Here is a 20,245-nt window from a genome sequence, read left to right as displayed (position 1 = left end):
GGAACTATTTCTTGTCTATCGACAGTTTTGAATGCGTTCGACGAATTGCAGAGGCATCCACGAAGACAAGGATACGAATAAAGAAAGGCATTTGATCGAATGCTTTTTTAATAAAATGAAAAATTATCGGCGCTTGGCGACCCGCTATGACAAGACAGCGAGCATGTTCAAGGCTTTTTTGGCGTTGATTTCGATAAGGATATGGCTGAAATAGGTTTGCGTACAGGCCCTAGTAGTATTATTTATATTACCATGTTACCTGGGGGGCTAAAGGAGACAATGGTTTGGTAAAGATACAAAACTTCCGGCGACAGAAGGGAATCGAGACGATTTTAGGAGTTTGATATCAAAACCAAAGCGACTTTTTTAACAAACTCTAACGGAAGTGTAGATCGCTTATCCGTCATTTTGTTGTTTGAGCCTGGTGCTAAGGAAATTGAATTTGTTAGAATAACAAGTAGAACCGAGTAAACATTGAAATATCTAATCTGGCGAGGTGAAAATCATGATGGCTCACATTAGAAGCACAACCGTTCAAGTCGTTAAATCAGGCTCCGGGCAAAGCCGCACGGAAATATCGGGCAGAGAATTTGTTCGGAGCCTTCTTCAACATTAATTAGAACTGCATTATTTCATGTGTCGGCTTTGCTCACTATTTACACGATTCTATGTAGATAGGAGCAGGGAGAATGAAATACGAGAAAGCACTAGATATTTTACCTGAACACGTAGTCAAAACCATTCAACAATATATTGATGGAAGTTATATTTATATTCCGAGAAAGTCGGAAAACCGGAAGTCCTGGGGTGAACAAACCGGGGTTAAGAAGGATCTGGATATTCGGAATCGCAGCATTTTCAAAAGTTATTTGCATGGCGAATCCATCCGTACATTGTCAGAGCGATATTATTTAACGGAGCAATCGATCCGTAGAATTATTCGGGCAGAACGAATGAAAGATTAGGCAAGATCGGATATCATTTTCGTGAAAAGGTTATTTAGCATTCGTTATCATCAGGAATGGGCGGCCAGGACACGTGTCCTGGCCCTTTCCAATTTAGGAGAATAACCTATCAGAAATTTAGAACGAACTGGACCAGACGGAAATGGTGAACAGTGTGCCTTGGGTCATTGTAATGTAGCCAATTTGCTCCGTCATGATTTACCAGGTTAAGGAAAAGTATTAAAATAGAGGTTAACGACATTCGCAAGTAGAAGGAGTTTATGCATGAACCCGTCATTGTCATATACCCGGCGCATACAAGAAGTTTATCCGCACCTACATATTCAAGACGTTGAAATTAACAGCATGGGTCAGAACAACGATGTGTTGATTGTGAATCAGACGCTGGTCTTCAGATTTCCTAAGTACGCAGAAAGTCTCCAAGCGATGATCAGAGAAATACAATTATTGAATGGGATCAAGACGAAGGTGACGCTGCCTATACCGAATCCGATGTATGTTTCATTTGACGATATGCAGGTGGGTAAAATGTTCATGGGCTATCCGTTAATCGAGGGTCAGCCGTTATGGTCAGAAGATCTGCTTTCACACCGAAATTCGGACATCGAGGATAGGGTAGCAGAACAGATGGTCGAATTTCTCGTCCAGCTTCATGCTGTGGAGATCAATGAATGGATCGCTGACGATAGAAATGTTGCAAATGTCCACGAAGAGATGTCCGGATTGTACACACAAATTCAAGACCAATTGTTTCGTTACATCAGGCCCGATGCACAAGAGGAAATCTCAAGGAACTTCACAAGATTTCTGAACAACCCTGCGAATCATGACATTCGTCCAACCTGCATTCACGGTGATTTTGGCACGTCCAACATACTTTGGAGTCCGGAGAAAGGTCGATTGACGGGTATCATTGATTTTGGAGGTTCAGGGATTGGAGACCCGGCTTATGATCTAGCGGGAATCCTAGCGGGGTATGGTCAAGCGTTTTTCGAAAAGTGTATCGCCATGTATCCGAATGGAGACCCAATCGCGGAGCGCGTACATTTTTATAGAAGCACGTTTGCCTTGCAAGAGGCGCTGCATGGAGTCATTCATCAAGACGCTGAGGCGTTTGAGGCAGGCATACGAGATTTTAGATGAAACATAATCATGGGTTTTTACATGATATAATCTGCTGTAGGAGCCGCATAAATGACACCTAAACAAGTCATCATCGAGGATTATAATCCCGAATGGCCGAAAATGTTTCAGGAGATTCAATCCATATTGGCACTTACCCTTGGTGCTGATGCGCTGAGTATCGAGCATGTGGGAAGCACCTCCGTACCAGGGCTTGCCGCAAAGCCAATATTGGATATTGACGTTGTGATCGAATCCATGAAATCGCTTCCGGCGGTCATTGCGAAATTAGAAACTCTTGGCTATAACCATCAGGGGGATTTAGGGATCGAGGGCAGGGAAGCTTTTGAAAGGAAAGATGAGTATGTTCCCTACAGCGAGGAGCTTAAATTGAGAATGACCCAGCATTTATATGTATGCCATCGGGACAGCCAAGAACTATACAGGCACATTACTTTTCGGGATGCTCTCATGAATAACCCGGAGCTGGTCAAAGAATACGCCTCATTAAAGAATGAACTAGCCATTACTTTTCGTAATGATCGAAAAGCCTATACGGAAAGCAAATCCGACTTTGTCCAGCGGTTATTGAAGCAAGATGCACGCTAAAATGCTGAAAGAAATCCAGCATAACATCTTATATCATGAGCTGAATCCTACCAACAAAATACATAACAGCGAGGTAAACCAATGAACGTTACATTAAGCGTGTTAGATAACACGGAGCTTAAAAGCATCTGGAAGGAAGCGTTTCAACAGCAAAATATAAAACGCCCGGATGAGTATTATGATTTATGCGAATATGAGAACCAAATCGGCAAGCGTGTCACTTTGTTGGCTTTTGTTCATGAGGAGCTGGCCGGGGTTTCCCACTTGAAATACGAATCGAGTTATCCCTATTTTCGAGATCGGAACATTCCGGAAATCAATGATCTGAATGTGTTCCCAGAGTACCGGAGAAACGGCATAGCTAACAGCATCATGGAAGAATTCGAGAACATCGTCCGCAAAAAAATGCCGCGCATCGGTATCGGGGTGGGATTGTACAAAGACTATGGTGCAGCCCAAAGAATATATGTCCGTCGCGGTTATATTCCCGATGGCAACGGGATTATGTACAGCAACGAACCTGTGGTACCCGGTGACATGGTATGTGCGGATGACGATCTGAATCTGTATCTGATTAAAGAGCTGGTTCAATAAATCGTTTTGCAAATAATCGGCTTCAGTTATATAAGTTTCAGGAGAGTGAACATGAGCTTTGTCATTCGATTAAATATATCGAGTTTTTTGTATGCATGGTTCCCTTTTGTCAGGATTGAGCTCATGGCCAACGTTTACCGACTCAGTCGAGTGACAGGGAGGGGGCTGGATCACGTGAACTTTGTGATCTTGGTTTTCTTGTTGGCCTGCTTCTATCGGGTTTCGGATTTCCGAAGCTGATCAGGCATTGGCTGGGTGGCCGTAAAGCGTCATTCTTTTCGCTAATTTTGTGGATCCCCTATTTCATTATACTGACCTATATTGTGGCTGCTTGGTTTCCGATCATCCATCCTGCAGACAAACCGAATCCTGTAACAGGACTCATGGCCATCGCCGTTTGGCGTTGTACCCACTCTACCTGGCTATCCTTCATCTGATTGGAACTGCCCCGAATACCGAGAGGATGGAGGAAGATCAAGTGACTTGAGCTTCATGTTTATCATAGATGAATGTATCAGGTTTAGAAAGGAGCGGGTTATTATCATTGGCATTCTTATCGTGGTGCTCATTATTGAACTCATTGTGATTGAGGTCAGACTCAAAAAGAAGTTGGATAATGACGAGAGAATCATTGAGAGACTCGATCTAATGCTCAAAGATATACGGGAGATAAAGAATAAACAATAGATTTACGGTCTAGGGGAGTATGTAAAAATGGGCAATGTGGATAAGCATAAATAAGCTCGAACAGGAGAAAGAACGATGAATAAAGGGTTTTCGCATTGCTTGCAGATTTTCCCGACGTCTAACTTCGAGAAAACCAGCGAGTTTTATAAGCGAATCGAGTTCCGTGCCGTGAACTATTTTGATGCAGCAGAACCGCATGTATGCCTCTACAAGGACTCTGTTGAGATCGTATTAACGAAGACGGAGATGGAGGTTGTTCCGAATCGAATCCGTTACGGATATGGGTACGATGCTTATTTTATTACTTATGGACAACGGGAAATCCAGCAAGAACTAATCGATTTGGACGTGAAAATTGTCAGGGCTCTATCGACAACGGATTATAACAATCATGAGTTTGTGTTTGAGGATGTGGACGGGCGATGGATTGCGATTGGTAATAAGTTATAGAGAGTAAAGGAGAAAAGGGGGGATGAGACATGGTTGAAATTCTGGTCGTCAGACATGGACAAGCGGAAGCGGATATTTTAAATCGGTGTGAAGGACGGGCTGACTTTGCACTGACGGATCTTGGCCAGCAGCAGACACGGCTCCTGGCAGAGTGGATTCATCGTGAATATACGTTGGATGCCATTTTCTCCAGTACGTTAAACCGGGCCAAGCAGACCGCGGCAGCCATAGCTGAAACAACAAAAGTCCCCGTTACCTACGATGATGATTTAATGGAGCAAAATAATGGGGTCATAGCCGGTATGCTAAGAGAGGAGGCTTTACTCAAATATCCCTTGCCTGTTGGAGGAAGAAAGCGGCACGATTCGATCGAAGGCGGAGAGTCTGAAGTGCAGTTCAGAGCAAGGGCCGAACAATTCATATCCAAGCTGTTTACTACAATCCATAGCGAGCCTGACTTGAAAAGAGTATGCATTGTCTCCCATGGCGGAATGATCACGATGTTATTCCGAAGTTTCTTGAATCTTCCTTATCATACGGATATTCATATCCCGACAGGCGATACAGGCGTTCATCTATGGAGATATGATCGGAGCGGGAAAAAGATAATCGCGGCTACGAATTTGCAGGAGCATCTGTCTTGAAATAATATGCACGCCATAATCCCGCTATAGTCATCGTGCTGTTGCGGGATTTTTCATAGGTTTTACAATAATCTATTTATCGTAAATATTATTAACAGATCAGAGAAACTTTTTTACCAAAATTTGCGTCTAATAGTATGACCTAAATAAATATCAAAAAAGGATTAGAAGGAGTTATGGAATGAAACTGAAGAAACGATCATTGCTAACCGTATTGGCTGTTGCCCAATTAGCGGCAGCTTATCCGGCGAGCGCGGATGCAAATACCGCAGACAAATCACAACAGTCAGTCACCCAAGAAGTTTACGAGCAAAAAGCTGCGGCAACCAAAGCAGTAACATCCGGGGGTACAGACGCTGCACAAGAAACAACAGAGACAACAGAAACAACCACTACGACAGAGACAGAAGGGTCTCAAGAGCCAAACGAAACAGGAACTACCGAAGGACCGGTTGAGGAAACCGGCGAAGTGCAAGATCCGGCAACAACTACGGGAGAGCAGGGCAACCAGAATAACCAGCAAACCGTGACGGGTAAAGAACTTATTCTATATTTTAATAGTACAAAAATGGTACAAGACGGCGTTACCTACAATGCACCGCAGCCGATGCAAGTCAAAAAGGGAGTATCCTATGTTCCCATTCGTGCCCTTGTGGACCGTGTAGGCTTCAAGGTCACTTACGATAAGAAGACCAAAGAAACCGTTATTACCAAAGGAACCAATGAGCTTCGCTTCAAAACAGACAGCAGCAAGTATACCGTGAATGGCGTAACAAAGGAGATGAAAGGAACCTCCTACCAGACGAAAAGCACCTTCATGGTTCCGTTGACAGCTATAACCCAAGCGCTCGATATTCAATATAAAGTGGATAATGTAGGTAAACGTGTCATCATGAATCTGGAAACCAAGCCTGTAGCCAAGTTTACGGTGGGACCTAAGGAGATTTATGCAGGACAAACTACAGTGACCTATACACCGCAGCTGGAGAATGTACAAGGTGAAATTATCAACGAACGCTGGGAAGGCAAACAGGATATCTTCGATGCACCAGGCGAATACATAGTCACTTACTCGGTTCAGGATTCTACAGGAGCGTGGAGCGAGCCTTATAGCCAAACGATTACGGTCATTCAGCCGAATCTTCCGCCTGTTGCCATGTTCGAGACCGATAAATCCGAGTATAAAATGGGTGAGTTGATTACCTATACGAATCAAAGTACGGATGACCAGGACAAGCCTGAGGATCTGACGTACAAGTGGGAGAATAAACAGTATGCTTTCTTCACACCGGGCGTTTATACGATCAAGTTAACGGCCACGGACAAGAAGGGACTTAGCTCCACCTACGAGACGACGATTAACGTGACGAACGAGACCTTATATCAAGAAGAGGATTTCAATATGCTCTTTATCCCGGAAGGGGAGAAATTCACGTTCCTCGGTAATGTGACTTCGCGTCCGAAGATTAATTACGATTTTTACGACGAGCCAAGCACGTTGATTCGCAGTAACAGTCCGGAAACCGTCAACAGCGAAGGGATTGTGTACCAAGAGACGGCGGTTGGCGATATGCGCTTTATGATTCACCATGTAAACAATTTGAATAAAAATGTGAAAATGTACGTTATTGCAACAAACAAGAACAGCACCCCGGTAACGCTTAGACAAGATTACTTGGGTTTTGCAGGTCCGTCGCCGATCGCTACGGCAGCAGGGAAGAAGTCTGTGCTGAACTACTTCCAATCCATGCAGGACGATTCGAAGCGGACTTCAGTGACGCTAGCACCAGGCGAACAGAAACTGGTCATGACGGAACTGAGCGATGTTAGAATGAAGCAAGGACATGTCATTTCCCTATACTCGGATATGTACAGCGACCTGCCGATTCAGTTCGATGTCGTGATGATTGATGAGAAATCCGATCCATTGAAGGTTTTAAGCACGCTGCCAATCCTGAATCGCGATGGGGTTCACAACCGCGGAACCTATCCGGATTCAACGCGAGTCATCCGTTATTCCGAACTGGTGGGTGCAAATTCCGAGCGTCTCGTACTTGGAGACAATCAGGATGACCCTAACCTGGAAGGGATGGACCCTATGGTAGGGGACATTACGCACAACACGGGTAACTTTGGTGTCCTGTATAAAATAACATTGGATCGCGTAGCGCCGGATACTCTGATCTCGTTTAACCCGCGGGGCGGTAAGTACTCGGGATATGCCATGGTAAATGGAACGATTGTACCGATCTATTCCCTTGGACAGGTAGCTCCAGGCGAGCAAGCGGTCCTCTATCGTACAGGCGATTACGAACAAAAGGTTGAAATCATGCTGACGGCTGCGCCAGGAAGCAATTTGCCAGTAAACCTGCTGTTTACCCAAATGCCTGAAGCACATCATTAAGATTGGATTGCCTATAGGCTTCACGACTTAAGCAGCTGCTTGAGGAGTGAAGCCTTTATTGTTGTTAGGAGAAATTAACAAGAGGTAAGGAACGTGGTGTGGTTGCATGGACGAAATCGTTTCCTTCTGCTGCGCACTCCGTCTTCTTTTGTTGAATGGGGCGGTTAGGTGTATGTCCTCATGCGGAGCCTTTGTTTTTTTGAGATTGAGGAATACATGCGCTAGTGCCCAGCTAATGTCAGATACTACAACATATTTTCAATCTTCGTACAGGAAGCGGAATATGGTATTACTCACGCTCTTGAAGTGGTGTCCGATCAACCCCCTTTAGTAATTTATCTTTAGTCATTTGGACAATGTGGATTGGAATACCATATTTCTCCGCAAGCTGAATGCTTGTGATGTCCGGATGCTCATTCAGTTCTTTTTGAATCCAAGCACGGATATCATTTTTTCGCATATTGCACCTTCTCTCATCGATTATTGATTCATATGAACTATCTAGATCGTTATAGGCGTTATGCCAATCCCTGTGTATCCCGTATTGGTTAGTGGTATTGAGGTAACCGTGTTGGATGATGTATTAATGATTGAAATCTCGGGAATCTGAAAATTAGTTATATACGCACGGGTACCATCTGGAGTAATCGCAATGCCGCTCGGACCTAGACCAACGGTGATCGTTGGAGCAATAACCGTGTTGGCGGCAATGTGAATGATGGATACCGTATTAGAGCCGGCATTCGTGACATAGGCCCGAGATCCATCAGGGGTAATCGCGATTCCGGTAGGGTTATTTCCGACCGGGATGGTCGCAATGACCACGTTGGAGGCGGTATCGATGACGGAGACGGAGGCGCTTGAGAAATTGGTGACATACACTCGCGTACTATCCGGAGTAATTGCCACCTCCCCAGGCGACAAACCAACCGGTATAGGCAACCCGAGCACTGTATTCGAAGCCGTATCGATAACGGAGACGGTTCCATCGGTTGAGTTGGCGACATAGGCTCGCAAGCCGTTCGGCGTAATGGCAATTCCGTTAGGACCCGCCCCTACGGGTATTGGCGTTCCGATGACCATATTTATGGTCGTTTCGATGACAGAGACGGTGCTGTCAATAAAATTCGTGACGTATACCCGCGAACCATCCGGCGTGATTGCATTTCGATTGGCACCATCTCCAACGGGAATCGGCAGACCGATGACGGTGTTAGAGGTGGTATCAATCACCTGTACATTATCATCGTTAAAATTAGTTACATAGGCACGAGTTCCGTCAGGGGTGAAGACAATATCGTTTGGACTATCACCGACCGGTATGAAGCCCATTATGGTATTTGTAGCCGTATTAATGACGGTGATGACATCGTTGAAAGCAAATAAAGCATAAGCGAAGGGACCGTGGTCCACAGAATTGATGGAGCATATCGGAATGATTCGCGTTCCGAATACACCGGTAAGAATAACCGTTCCTTCTCCGGTTCGCAAAATCCGACCATCGATACTATCGGTGAAGCCGGAAGTCGAAACCGAAATGTATTGATTGTCTAATTGCAGCAAAGTATCCCTCAATTCTTCAAAGCAGGGATCCGTTGGGCTTTCACCCGCAGGACCTTGAGGACCCTGAGCACCTTGTGGGCCTGGTACTCCCTGAGCACCTTGAGGACCGGGGATTCCCTGCGGTCCTGGTGGTCCAGGCAGACCTGGAATACCCTGAGATCCAGGTAATCCTGTAGTATCCTGAGATCCAGGTAATCCTGTAGTACCCTGTGGACCTTGTATGCCTGCAGTTCCGTTTATGATCGTAGGCGGAGGACATTTTACCCGGATCACTTTCCTTTTGATAATAATACATCGACGTTTTTTCTTTTTCGGTTTACGTATGAGAATCATTTTTTTCTTCCGACAGCGTTTGGCCTTCCTAGATGGACACCCCATCCGCGAACACCTCCCCTTGAATTGGTATATCATACGTATCCTGTGCATGAGTTGAGTGCACAAGTACCCAGTGGGCGCATAACAGACACCTATTTTTTTCAATGGCTGTATCATTTATAATAATGATGCTGGGCAGAATCAGATATATTCGAAGATATAACAGAAATCTGCTACTACGGAATCTTGGAGTGATGGCGTGTGATTAGGTCAGTGGATTTTCCCTCCTGGAAATAGAACGATAATATTTTTAGGAGGGCAAAAACGATGAAGTTTCACATTATAGATGTTGAGCAATGGACGAGAAAGCCTTATTACGAGCATTATCTTCGATCGAATAAATGTACCTTTAGCATCACCGTGGATATCGACATTACTCGCTTGCTGTATTCGTTAAAAGCTAATGGATTCAAGCTTTATCCAGCTTTTATTCATATGGTTACGAGAGTTGTCAATGACCGGGTTGAATTCAAAACTTCCTATAGTCCCGAAGGGGTATTGGGCTACTGGGATCGGATGACGCCGAGCTATACCTTTTTTCATAACGATGACCATACCTTTTCCTGCTTATGGACAGCATTTTCGAATGATTTCTATCGATTCCATGATCATTACGAGCAGGACATGGAGCAATATCGGGATACCAAAGGGCTGTTTGTTAAAGAGAATCCACCGCCGAACACGTTTCCCATATCCATGATGCCCTGGGCAAGCTTTAGCGGATTTAATCTAAACATTGTCAATGAAGCAGACTATCTTCTTCCCATCATAACGGGCGGAAAATATACCGAGCAGGGTGGCCGTATTCTGCTTCCAGTCTCATTGCAGGTGCACCATGCTGTGTGTGATGGTTATCATGCCAGCATGTTCTTTCAGGAGTTGCAGAGCTTGGCGGATTCTTTTGAAGATTGGTTAACATAATTCATGATAAAAATGAACAAGAAAGACGACTGCGATGCAGTCGTCTTTTCTGTTTGCCAATTGTATCGAAATGATACAACATCCTCATATAATCTTCACAAGTTTTGGTTAATTACATACAACCTTGAAAAAGGTAATCCCTATGATCGCTAAAACCGAAAGGAGAATGTATGATGTCACATGAACAATTTCAACAATGTATCGAGGAATGCTTGCGCTGTATGGTAGCCTGTAACCATTGTTACACCGCATGTTTGGATGAGCATGATGTGGCGATGATGAAAGAATGCATTCGCTTGGATCGGCAGTGTGCCGATATTTGCAGCTTTGCGGCTCAAGCGATGTCCACAAACAGTATGTATGCCAGAGAACTATGCAGGATCTGCGCCGATGTCTGCGATGCGTGCGGTAACGAGTGCAAGAAGCATGATATGAAGCACTGTCAGGAATGTGCTGAAGCATGCTTTCGATGTGCGAAAGTATGCCGGGAGATGGCTGCTTAAGCAGGGCATCCATCAAACAGTAGGATGATGGGGGAAGAACCACTATAGGCGGGATTCGGCCTGTTTTTGGGCACATGCGGGCAGAAGAGGGTTGTCATATGCTGATATTCGCCCGTTATGGAGTCCGCGTGGACGGCCGATTCTATATACTGGATTTAGCGCATTAAGAAGATCATGAGGACAGAGGGTCCGTTAATATGCCGAAGTCCGCAATTATGGGAGATCATGCGGCCAGAGGATCCGCTATATGCTGAAATTCTCTCGATATGGAGTCTATAAGGACAGATGATCCGTATTGCAGGAATCGGTCTATTTTTTGGGCACATGTAGACAGAAGAGGCCCCACTATGTGCTGAAATTCGCTCGATATGGAGTCCGGGAGGACAGAGGATCCGTTATTTCGAGGAAATCGGCCCATTATGGAGTTTACGCGGACACAGGATCCGCTATTGCACCATAATCACGGACTAATCCCCCAAAAATCTAACAATAGCGGATCTCTTGTCCGCTTATTGTTGCGAAATAGGTAAAAACAAGGAAATAGCGGAACCAGTGTCCTCAAAGATTGGAACTCGGTGGATGTTAACAATGCCGGATGGCGATATCCTAATGAGGGATTCTGTACACGGCTAATCGCTGCTGAGCTGAATTACTGTTTTACGCGGGGATCGGCCTTTTTGTGACACATGCGGACAGAAGGCAGAAGAGACTCCGTCACATGCTGAGATTCGCCCAAAGAGGATCATGAGGACAGAGGATCCGATATTTATGAGATTCAGCCTATTTTGGCACATGAGGAGAGAAGAGGCCCCGCTATGTGCTGAAATTCGCTTGATATGGAGTCCGGGAGGACAGAGGATCCGTTAATATACCGAAATCGGCCGATTATGGAGTTTACGCGGACTCAGGATCCGTTAATGCACCATAATCAAGGACTAATCCCCCAAAAATCTAACAATAGCGGATCTCTTGTCCGCTTATTGTTGCGAAATAGGTAAAAACAAGGAAATAGCGGAACCAGTGTCCTCAAAGATTGGAACTCGGTGGATGTTAACAATGCCGGATGGCGATATCCTAATGAGGGATTCTGTACACGGCTAATCGCTGCTGAGCTGAATTACTGTTTTACGCGGGGATCGGCCTTTTTGTGACACATGCGGACAGAAGGCAGAAGAGACTCCGTCACATGCTGAGATTCGCCCAATAAGGGGATCATGAGGCCCAGAGGATCCGTTACTTGCGAGATTTCGGAAACATGTGGGCAGAAGGCAGAAGAGGTAAGACAAAAAGCTTACGCCGTTACATAACGGGTAAGCTTTTTGAATGTTCCTCCTTTCTTTGGATTAGTTTTCCGTTGAAACAAAACGTTATTACTGTGTCATTCTTCCGATAAAATATCTGTTCTTTATGAGAGTGACCGATTTCCGGCCGGTACCCAAAAATCCCTCTCACCGGAAAATGAGAAGGATTGAAGAATAGCGATCTATGATGCTTTAGCTGATGTCAGCAGCGTTAAGTCCAGTTGTTCTTGATCCAGCTGATGACAGCGGGAAGTAACGGCAAATGCTCCGATGGCGAACACTACTGCAGCCCAAGGCAGGTATTCAAGACCGACGTTATCCACGACTAGGCTTCCCAGTAGGGAACCAATGGCGATACCCAAATTGGATGCAACCGGCATGAGCGTGGAAGCGAAGTCCTTGGAGCCGGGTGAAGATTCATCCGCCAGGTCAATCAGGTATAGCTGAACGGCGGTACTGAGCGCAAAGGAAAAGCAGGCGACCAGCATTAACGACACTAAGGCCATCCAGGGGAGTGATAGGGTAAGGGCAAGAGCCATCATAATCAACGCTTGGATGGTGAAAATCACTTTCAATTTTACCCTTGAATTGCCTTGTGCTACCTTGGCCCCGAGCCAATTGCTAAGAATCGTGAAAGCGCCGTAAGCCAGCAGAACAGTGCTGACCCATTGCTGCGGAATCCCCATCACATTTTCCAATAGCGGCGTTATGTATGTGTATACGATAAAAACGGAGCCTACGCCAAGGACTGGAATGAAGAAGGCAAGTCGTATTCGCTTGTTCTTGAACAAGGCAAATTGCTGTTTCATGGAGCTTACGCTAATGGTATTGCTCTTGGGCATGACGGCCATCATCAAGGCTAGCGGGATGATCCCGACCAATGATGTAACAATGAAAGCCGTTTGCCATCCTGCCATCTGGCCGATCTGCGTTCCGACGGGAACGCCAAGGACATTGGCAATCGAGAAACCTCCGATGATCCAGGCAACCGCACCGGCTCTGCGGGAAGCACTCATATGCTCGCTGGTCGCGGCAATCGCCAGCGATAAGGTTAGTCCGCACAGAATCGCGGTCATGACGCGAATGAATAACATGACGGGGTACGTAGTGGCAAAGATGGTCAAATAATTAAACACTAACACTGCTATATACGCTGTCAGAATGGTAACATGCCGCGGTATGCGTCCGAGCAGCGTCACGGCAAACGGCGTTCCGAGGGCATATGCAATGGCGAAGCTGGATACGAGGACGCCGGCTGCGGCAAGCGAAGTGCTGAGACTTACGCTAATGTCTTTTAATAATCCAACAATGACGTATTCGGTAGTACCCAGTACAAAGGCGGCAAACGTAAAGGCGATAATAAAGATGGTCTCTCGTGTTCTGGTCATGGTTGTCTCTTCTCCTGATTTCTCTTTTTGTATGCTTCGATCTTACGTTATGAAAGGCTTTTCAAGTCAAGCCTGAAATGAGGATTTCACAGAGATGCTCCTCCACCTTCATGCTATAATGTAGGAAAAAAAGGGGAGTGGGTGGATATCTTGCCGAATCAAACTTCCAAACGCTCATGGCGTGCGGACAAACTATCGCAGATCGGTTCTTCCATATTTGCCGAGGTCAGCGAGTGGAAACAAGAGGCTTTTCAAGCAGGAAGACATATTATCGACTTGAGCATCGGCAGCCCTGACCGTGGCCCTTCTGCGGATATCCGTGAGGTGCTTAGCCAAGAAGCGCTGAAAGCAGATAATTATACATATCCAGGCACAAGAGGAACCATGGAATTCCGAGAGCAGTCGGCGGCTTGGATGGAATATCGATTTGGCGTAAATGTTAATCCGGATACCGAAATCCTTGCTTTGATGGGCTCTCAGGATGGACTATCGCATCTGGCTCTGGCCATATGCAATCCGGGGGATGTGGCCATTGTGCCGAATCCGGGATATCCGATTTATGCGGGAGCGCTTGCGATTGCAGGCGTAACGCCTTGGTATCTTCCACTGAAAGAGCAGTTTGGATTTGTACCGGATCTGGACAGCATTCCGGAGGAGATTTGGGCGAAAGCGACATTCATTCTGTTGAATTTTCCGGGAAATCCGATAGCGGTTCGGGCCGATTATGCTTTTTTCGGAAAATTGGTCGGGTTGGCAAAACAATGGGACGTGCTGATCGTCCATGATCTTGCCTATTCTGAAATGGGTTTTGACGGCTACCGCCCCATGAGTATTTTGCAGGTTCCGGGTGCCATCGACATCGCGGTAGAATTCCACTCCTTCTCCAAGAGCTTTAACATGGCAGGGTGTCGCATCGGCTTTCTTGCCGGTCATGAGGAAGCAGTGAGCGCGCTGCGGGAGTACAAAAGCAACATCGATTTCGGCGTATTCAAGCCTGTACAGATTGCGGCTGTCCATGCACTGCGTCAAGCCATGGCATCTGGCCATGAGGAACAGGGTGTCGCTTCACTATATGAACAACGGCGTGATGTCCTCGTGGCATCACTTGCCGAAGCGGGATGGGTTGTTCCTATGCCACAGGCCACGATGTTCCTATGGGCACGGCTGCCTGAAGCATTCCGTGATCTTCAATGGAGCTCGCGCCGTTTCGCCCGCGAATTACTGCTGGAAACCGGTGTTGCGGTTATTCCTGGAGATGCTTTCGGCTCCGAAGGAGAAGGCTACGTGCGAATCGCATTAGTTCAGGAAGAGGCGGCCCTGCGCGAAGCGGCGTTGCGAATAGGAACGTTTATTCAGGGGGTTAAGTCGTAATGAAATGGCTAGGAGCTGGCTTCGCCATGTTAATGGGACAGGCGCTGCTCCCACAGAGTGCGGTCGAACACATTCATCATCCTGCATCGTAAAAATAGAGGAAATTGAGTATGCTGCAAGCAATTCTCCCTTATGAGGTACAATTCATAGACGTGGATCAGTATCAAAGTGCCAGTGCTTATGAGAATACATTTACCGCCTTGCCGGATAACGGTAAATTAACCGTTAAAGTTCGTAATATGAGCAGCGCGGGCAAAGTGATACTGAATGTCTACCGAGGAACGGAGAAATTCGGATATATGGATTTCAAAGCCGGCAGTAAGGGCATTCGGACATTTGTCATGAATGACGGGAGCGAAGTAACGGGGGTAGGAAGGTTTACATTACGACGCGTGACGGTCATGTTATGAATCTCCAAGTCCAAGCAGGGCAGCATGAATCAGATGTATATTTCAATGTTATTTGAGTCATTTGCATATCCAACGTAAATAAGGGTGAGCACACTTGCGGAACTATGTCCCTATACAAGCACCAACGATAGAGAATCCTACTTCGGATTCTTCTTATACCTATCAAGAATATCTGCCAAGCCCGCCATTAACTCCTTATGTGGCCTGTTATTGGACCTTGGATTATCAAGTTTCGTCACTTCAGCAGCCGCTTCATCGCATTCTTCCTGACGGTTGCGTCGATATTATATTTAATCTGAAGGCACGGGATGCTTCAACCTCCGGCTTCATTACCGGACTGATGTCATCTTACGAAGCCATGAGACTCACGCAGGATCAGTCACTGTTCGGTATTCGTTTTTTTGCGGAAACCGTCCGCCCATTCATACATTATCCAGCTTCCGACTTCCGTGTGGGTCCTGTATTCTTGGAGGAAGCATGGGGGCTGAATGTGAATCAGCTGAACGAGGAAATGGTCACGACTCATAACGCCGCCCACCGAATGGATTTGGTTGAAAGGTTCTTAATGGGCGTCTTAGGCCAGAATAACGTCCGTTCCGAGCCGCTGCTAGAGCACAGCATGCAGTATCTGTACGCCGCTAAAGGGAGAATAACGGTTCGCGCCTTGGCGGAAAAACTTAATTATAGTGAGAGAAACATAAGAAGAATATTTCAGAGAGAGTTGGGCGTCAGCCCGAAGGTAATGACGGAGATTATTCGTTTTCAAAATTTGCTGCAGGAGTTGCATCAGGCCAAGCCGACCCGTTATTCTGATATCGCTGCCAGCTACGGGTACTATGATCAACCTCATTTTATTAACAACTTCAGGCGTTTATATGGCATGTCACCGAAACAGGCTTTGAAATGATCGTTGATGGAGCTCTGGACGTGTAGGCGCACGTTGTCCGTTTTTTACAATCTTTTGATAGAGCCATCGGCGAAAATATGTAAGAGGTAACGATGATGATGTATAGGAGGTAATGCGATAATGAAGGCACGAATATCCGTACTAACAATTGGCGTTGATGACCTGGAGCGGTCATTGAAGTTTTACCGTGATGGACTTGGCCTATCTACCGAAGGGATTATTGGGACGGAATTTGAGCATGGGGCTGTAGCATTCTTTGACTTGCAAGCAGGCGTGAAACTGGCGATATGGAATCGCAAAGATCTGTCAGTTGAGGCGAATGTTCCTCTGTCTCCTCCGAGTTCCTCGGAGTTTACCATCGGTCAAAACGTCGGCAGCAAGGAAGAAGTGGATGAGGTGATGGGGCAAGCCAGTAGGGCGGGCGCAACGGTAACCGTGCCAGCACAAGATACATTCTGGGGGGGCTACTCCGGCCACTTTCTCGATCCAGACGGGCACTTGTGGGAGATTTGCTGGAATCCTGCCTGGGATCTTGATCTTTCGTAACGGATGTGATAAATTAAACAACGATCGTTGCGCAACTGAATACAATATTTGAATGTATAACCTCATTAATATGGTCTGAGGGTCTCTACCAGGAACCGTAAAATCCTGATTACAGAAAATGTATCTCATTTTTTGTAATCAGGATTTTTTTGTTGATTTTAAGCAAATATGACATCGAAGAAAGGGGATTCCATTCCAGATGAATCTGAAAGTATTAATTCTAGCGATTTCGACGATATCCGTCGGGCTGGTTGAGCTTATTGTTGGCGGAATACTGCCGCTCATTGCGGACGACTTGCATATTTCACTCGGTACGGCTGGTCAGCTCATTACCGTGTTCGCCCTGGTCTATGCCGTAGCTGGACCGGTTCTCCTTGCGCTTACAGCAAGAGTTGAGCGGAAACGGCTCTATATGATTTCCTTATTTGTTTTCTTCATTGGTAACTTGCTGGCTTATGTAAGTCCAAGCTTTCCGTTGTTAATGGCTGCCAGAATATTAACCGCCATGAGTACAGCGCTGATTATCGTGTTATCTTTGACCATAACCGCCAAGGTTGTTGAGCCTACACATCGGGCGAAAGCATTAGGCGTTATTTATATGGGGATCAGCTCGTCATTGGTGCTTGGCGTGCCGCTTGGCATTTTGATCAGTGAAGCTTTTGGATGGAGGGTATTATTCCTCGGTATCGGTATTCTGTCGATTGGTTCCATGATCTTGATCTATATGTTCCTTGATCGGATCAAACCTGAAAATGTCACACCGTTATCCGTTCAGCTCAAAGCGTTGGGCAAATCGAAAATCGCCGGAGCGCATCTCGCCACCTTGTTCATGCTTGCAGGGCACTACACCATTTATGCATACTTCACGCCGTTTCTTGAATCGGAGCTTGGGCTGAGTCCCTACTGGATCAGTATCTGTTACTTCCTGTTCGGACTATCAGCAGTCGGCGGTGGGGCGTTTGGAGGCGCGCTCGCCGACCGGCTGGGGTCGCATAAGAGCATTATAATCATCATTACGTCATTCATGTTGGTGCTGTTTCTACTGCCGTTCTCTACATTCTCAATCGGTGTATTTTTAGTCGTGATGATGATTTGGGGTGCATTAAGCTGGAGTCTGGCTCCTCCGCTGCAGAATTATTTGATTCAAGTGGATCCGGGCTCGTCCGATATCCAGCAGAGTTTTAACAATTCTGCGCTGCAAATCGGAATTGCACTGGGATCCGCTATCGGAGGCCTCGTGTTAGAGCAGGGAGGTACAGTAGCCAGTACGTCTTGGGTAGGCGGAGGAATTGTCATAGTGTCGTTAGTCTGCGCCGTTTATTCCTTAACGAGACCTGCACTCTCGTTGAAGACAAGTAAATAGTCCATTTCTGCAAATCAAAAGGCAGCTGCGATCGCGCAGCTGTTTTTTTTCTCCATTAGAAGCATAAGGTATAAACTCGATCTCAGGTAAAGATACAGCTGTGTTTCACACAGTTATGGAGAATGAATGGAATTGACACCGTATTAAAATAACCTTAATATTAAATTGTTTCAAATGAATAAATATTTGAAGTTTTAATTGGATTACGTCCTTAATTCCTAAGTTTTTATTTATTCTGATGAAACAATAATCTAAAATGAAGGGGGCATAATATGGCTGGATGACTAAAAATATCTTTTCTTTCCGGGTGTAACTTCTATTGTATGCTCATATTGTTTCTTGCGAAACTAATTTTGGTTATAATGAAAAAAACAATGAGTCGAGGAGCTTGCATAATCATGAGTACAAGTAAAATGATAAAAAACGCTATCCATGAAAATTTCATTCAATTTCTGCAACAAAAAGAACAATATGAGAACCGGTTAAGCAGCGCTTTTATCGAAGAACTCCGGAAAATAATAGAGATAGAATCCACCCTAAACATAACGGAACTGCATACGATCGCGTGTATTGGGGAGCAAGAACCGATTAATGTCACTTCCATTGCCGAGACAATGAACTTAAGCAAAGGGAACACCTCGAAGATAACCAATAAATTATTGAAGGCGGGGTGGGTACGCAAGGCCCAGCTCAATGATAACAAAAAAGAAGTGTACTTCCGGCTAACAGCGGCCGGAAAAAGGCTTTTTGCTATTCATGATGAGTTCCATATCAAGGAGCAGCAGAGGATGAACGAGTTTTTGGATAGATATAGCGATTCCGAGCTTGACTTCATTAAGCGGTTATTTGGAGATTTGGCTGACTTTTATCATTAAGAATATGTTCGCTGTTGCGATCCTTGAAGAGTTTGAAGGGGGATTCAAGCGAGCAATGGCTGGGGGTTGAATATATGAATTTCATGAAGACGATCAGAGAACGAAGAAGCATCCGCAAGTTTAATTCCATTCCCGTGGACCAGGAGCTGGTGATAGATTTACTCTACGCTGCACGGCAGCTTTATCCTTCCAGAGAGAAAGTGGTCTTCCGAAGCGTTTATGCGGGGACGGCGGATGCGAAGGAACGTTTGGCTGCCAGTATGCTGGAACCCTTGGTGAACAACAGGCTGGTCAAATGGCTGCCGGAGAAGGTTCGGGATTTCGTTCGGAAGAGGGTTACCGATATACCTGGCCACCTCATTATTATTGCCTCTACTGATACGGACAGAAGGAAAAGTGATATGAATTATGCAGCGGTCTGCGGGATCATGCAAAATTTTCAGCTTCTTGCCTGGCAGCGTCGGCTCGGTACATTGTGGGACACAGAACCGATGATGCAGAGCAAGGAATTATTCGATCTGTTGAAACTGCAGCCCAATGAGAGACTGGTTGGTATTTTTCATCTGGGTTATTTCGATAAGGCTCCAAGAGGCAGAGCACGAACACAAGCAGAAAAGAAATGGACGATATTAACGAGCGGAGGAGGGGGCATTGGATGAGTTATAGCGCTAGACCCGTTTCCGAGAATCATATTTTGGAATTATTAAATGTTGCTGTATGGGCTCCTAATGACGGAATGCGGGAACCCTGGCGGTTTATATTTATCGGCTCTGACAACACAGACATGCTATCTGATTTACAGGATCAGGCTCCGGCTTATCTGATATTGGTCATTAAGGAAGATCAGGATCCTCACAAAAGAGAAGAAGATTACGCAGCGGCAAGCTGCCTCATGCAGAATTTCCGTCTGCTTGCTCAGGATCGCATGCTCCATGTACGAATGACGATGAATGACTGGATTTATGATAGAGCATGCACCCGTCGATTTGGTGTTCATGATGGTGAACGGATCGTTGCCGTGCTGGAAATGGGATATGACGGACAATCCATAGAGCCTATGAAGGTAGAGAACACGCCTGACCTCACCTTTGAGTTGTTGTAGAGGGATGCCCTGCAAGCCTACGATAAGGATCATATTATATACTCACGAGAGTCGCCAAATAGGCGGCTTTTTTGATGTATCACTGACGGTGCATGAATATAGACAGTCGTTGTCGTCATTGAGGCTGATGATCTGGGAAGATTGA

At 45.8% G+C, this 20,245-nt stretch carries 21 protein-coding genes and 1 riboswitch; of the genes, 18 read left to right on the top strand and 3 right to left on the bottom strand.

All coding sequences use genetic code 11. The features are described from left to right. The first annotated feature begins 31 nt into the window (after positions 1–31). The 8 genes from ACQKPA_RS29525 to ACQKPA_RS29490 all read left to right on the top strand — a co-directional run bounded on the left by ACQKPA_RS29525 (position 32) and on the right by ACQKPA_RS29490 (position 7,475). Positions 32–214, top strand: a complete 183-nt coding sequence (locus tag ACQKPA_RS29525; protein ID WP_427495956.1) for a transposase — start codon at positions 32–34, stop codon at positions 212–214. 475 nt (positions 215–689) lie between these two features. After that, positions 690–965 (top strand): CD3324 family protein, encoded by a 276-nt coding sequence (locus ACQKPA_RS29520; RefSeq protein WP_427495955.1) that lies wholly within the window; start codon positions 690–692, stop codon positions 963–965. Positions 966–1,229: 264 nt separating this feature from the next. Next, positions 1,230–2,108, top strand: a complete 879-nt coding sequence (locus ACQKPA_RS29515; protein ID WP_427495954.1) for a phosphotransferase family protein — start codon at positions 1,230–1,232, stop codon at positions 2,106–2,108. Positions 2,109–2,159: 51 nt separating this feature from the next. Beyond that, a complete protein-coding gene (locus ACQKPA_RS29510; RefSeq protein ID WP_427495953.1) occupies positions 2,160–2,696 on the top strand; it encodes a GrpB family protein in 537 nt (178 codons plus the stop codon). An 81-nt stretch (positions 2,697–2,777) separates the two neighbouring features. Further along, positions 2,778–3,290 carry a GNAT family N-acetyltransferase gene (locus ACQKPA_RS29505; protein WP_427495952.1) on the top strand — a complete coding sequence of 171 codons (513 nt, stop codon included), beginning with the start codon at positions 2,778–2,780 and terminating at the stop codon, positions 3,288–3,290. 762 nt (positions 3,291–4,052) lie between these two features. Continuing rightward, the gene (locus ACQKPA_RS29500; RefSeq protein WP_427495951.1) at positions 4,053–4,427 is read left to right on the top strand and encodes a VOC family protein; all 375 of its coding nucleotides are present in this window, start codon (positions 4,053–4,055) and stop codon (positions 4,425–4,427) included. A gap of 29 nt (positions 4,428–4,456) precedes the next feature. Continuing rightward, complete coding sequence (locus tag ACQKPA_RS29495; protein WP_427495950.1) at positions 4,457–5,071, top strand: histidine phosphatase family protein; 615 nt, start codon at positions 4,457–4,459, stop codon at positions 5,069–5,071. Between the two features lie 181 nt (positions 5,072–5,252). Next, positions 5,253–7,475: a stalk domain-containing protein gene (locus ACQKPA_RS29490; RefSeq protein WP_427495949.1), complete on the top strand. Its 2,223-nt coding sequence runs from the start codon at positions 5,253–5,255 to the stop codon at positions 7,473–7,475. Positions 7,476–7,764: 289 nt separating this feature from the next. On the opposite strand, the gene ACQKPA_RS29485 is transcribed toward ACQKPA_RS29490, so the two are convergent. Next, entirely contained in the window at positions 7,765–7,935 is a 171-nt protein-coding gene (locus ACQKPA_RS29485) for a hypothetical protein (RefSeq protein WP_427495948.1), read from the bottom strand. A gap of 41 nt (positions 7,936–7,976) precedes the next feature. Further along, positions 7,977–9,038 carry a beta-propeller fold lactonase family protein gene (locus ACQKPA_RS29480; RefSeq protein WP_427495947.1) on the bottom strand — a complete coding sequence of 354 codons (1,062 nt, stop codon included), beginning with the start codon at positions 9,036–9,038 and terminating at the stop codon, positions 7,977–7,979. 642 nt (positions 9,039–9,680) lie between these two features. Here ACQKPA_RS29480 and catA point away from each other — a divergent pair. Both catA and ACQKPA_RS29470 read left to right on the top strand, forming a co-directional pair. Continuing rightward, complete coding sequence (gene catA, locus ACQKPA_RS29475; RefSeq protein WP_427495946.1) at positions 9,681–10,334, top strand: type A chloramphenicol O-acetyltransferase; 654 nt, start codon at positions 9,681–9,683, stop codon at positions 10,332–10,334. Between the two features lie 173 nt (positions 10,335–10,507). Beyond that, entirely contained in the window at positions 10,508–10,837 is a 330-nt protein-coding gene (locus tag ACQKPA_RS29470) for a four-helix bundle copper-binding protein (protein ID WP_427496035.1), read from the top strand. 1,483 nt (positions 10,838–12,320) lie between these two features. Here ACQKPA_RS29470 and ACQKPA_RS29465 read toward each other — a convergent pair. Further along, on the bottom strand, positions 12,321–13,526 hold the full coding sequence (locus tag ACQKPA_RS29465; protein WP_427495945.1) for an MFS transporter: 1,206 nt from the start codon (positions 13,524–13,526) through the stop codon (positions 12,321–12,323). 150 nt (positions 13,527–13,676) lie between these two features. On the opposite strand from ACQKPA_RS29465, the gene ACQKPA_RS29460 reads away from it, so the two are divergent. From ACQKPA_RS29460 to ACQKPA_RS29425, 8 genes are all read left to right on the top strand, one after another. Continuing rightward, positions 13,677–14,897 (top strand): aminotransferase class I/II-fold pyridoxal phosphate-dependent enzyme, encoded by a 1,221-nt coding sequence (locus tag ACQKPA_RS29460; RefSeq protein WP_427495944.1) that lies wholly within the window; start codon positions 13,677–13,679, stop codon positions 14,895–14,897. Between the two features lie 110 nt (positions 14,898–15,007). Beyond that, positions 15,008–15,307 (top strand): hypothetical protein, encoded by a 300-nt coding sequence (locus ACQKPA_RS29455; protein WP_427495943.1) that lies wholly within the window; start codon positions 15,008–15,010, stop codon positions 15,305–15,307. 94 nt (positions 15,308–15,401) lie between these two features. Beyond that, the gene (locus ACQKPA_RS29450) at positions 15,402–16,214 is read left to right on the top strand and encodes a DUF6597 domain-containing transcriptional factor (protein WP_427495942.1); all 813 of its coding nucleotides are present in this window, start codon (positions 15,402–15,404) and stop codon (positions 16,212–16,214) included. 120 nt (positions 16,215–16,334) lie between these two features. Next, entirely contained in the window at positions 16,335–16,760 is a 426-nt protein-coding gene (locus ACQKPA_RS29445; RefSeq protein WP_427495941.1) for a VOC family protein, read from the top strand. Positions 16,761–16,792: 32 nt separating this feature from the next. Continuing rightward, positions 16,793–16,892, top strand: a riboswitch (purine riboswitch). Positions 16,893–16,959: 67 nt separating this feature from the next. Continuing rightward, entirely contained in the window at positions 16,960–18,123 is a 1,164-nt protein-coding gene (locus ACQKPA_RS29440) for an MFS transporter (RefSeq protein WP_427495940.1), read from the top strand. Between the two features lie 398 nt (positions 18,124–18,521). Continuing rightward, positions 18,522–18,998: a MarR family transcriptional regulator gene (locus ACQKPA_RS29435; protein WP_427495939.1), complete on the top strand. Its 477-nt coding sequence runs from the start codon at positions 18,522–18,524 to the stop codon at positions 18,996–18,998. Positions 18,999–19,072: 74 nt separating this feature from the next. Then, positions 19,073–19,657, top strand: a complete 585-nt coding sequence (locus ACQKPA_RS29430) for a nitroreductase family protein (protein WP_427495938.1) — start codon at positions 19,073–19,075, stop codon at positions 19,655–19,657. Beyond that, complete coding sequence (locus tag ACQKPA_RS29425) at positions 19,654–20,100, top strand: nitroreductase family protein (RefSeq protein ID WP_427495937.1); 447 nt, start codon at positions 19,654–19,656, stop codon at positions 20,098–20,100. The genes ACQKPA_RS29430 and ACQKPA_RS29425 overlap by 4 nt, the downstream gene beginning before the upstream one ends. Positions 20,101–20,245: the final 145 nt, after the last annotated feature.

The sequence above is a fragment of the Paenibacillus sp. NPDC093718 genome (genome assembly GCF_050279985.1).
Classification (GTDB): Bacteria; Bacillota; Bacilli; order Paenibacillales; family Paenibacillaceae; genus Paenibacillus_AQ.
Note: the sequence above shows the minus strand (reverse complement) of the source record. Positions and strands in the feature narration are given on the sequence as shown.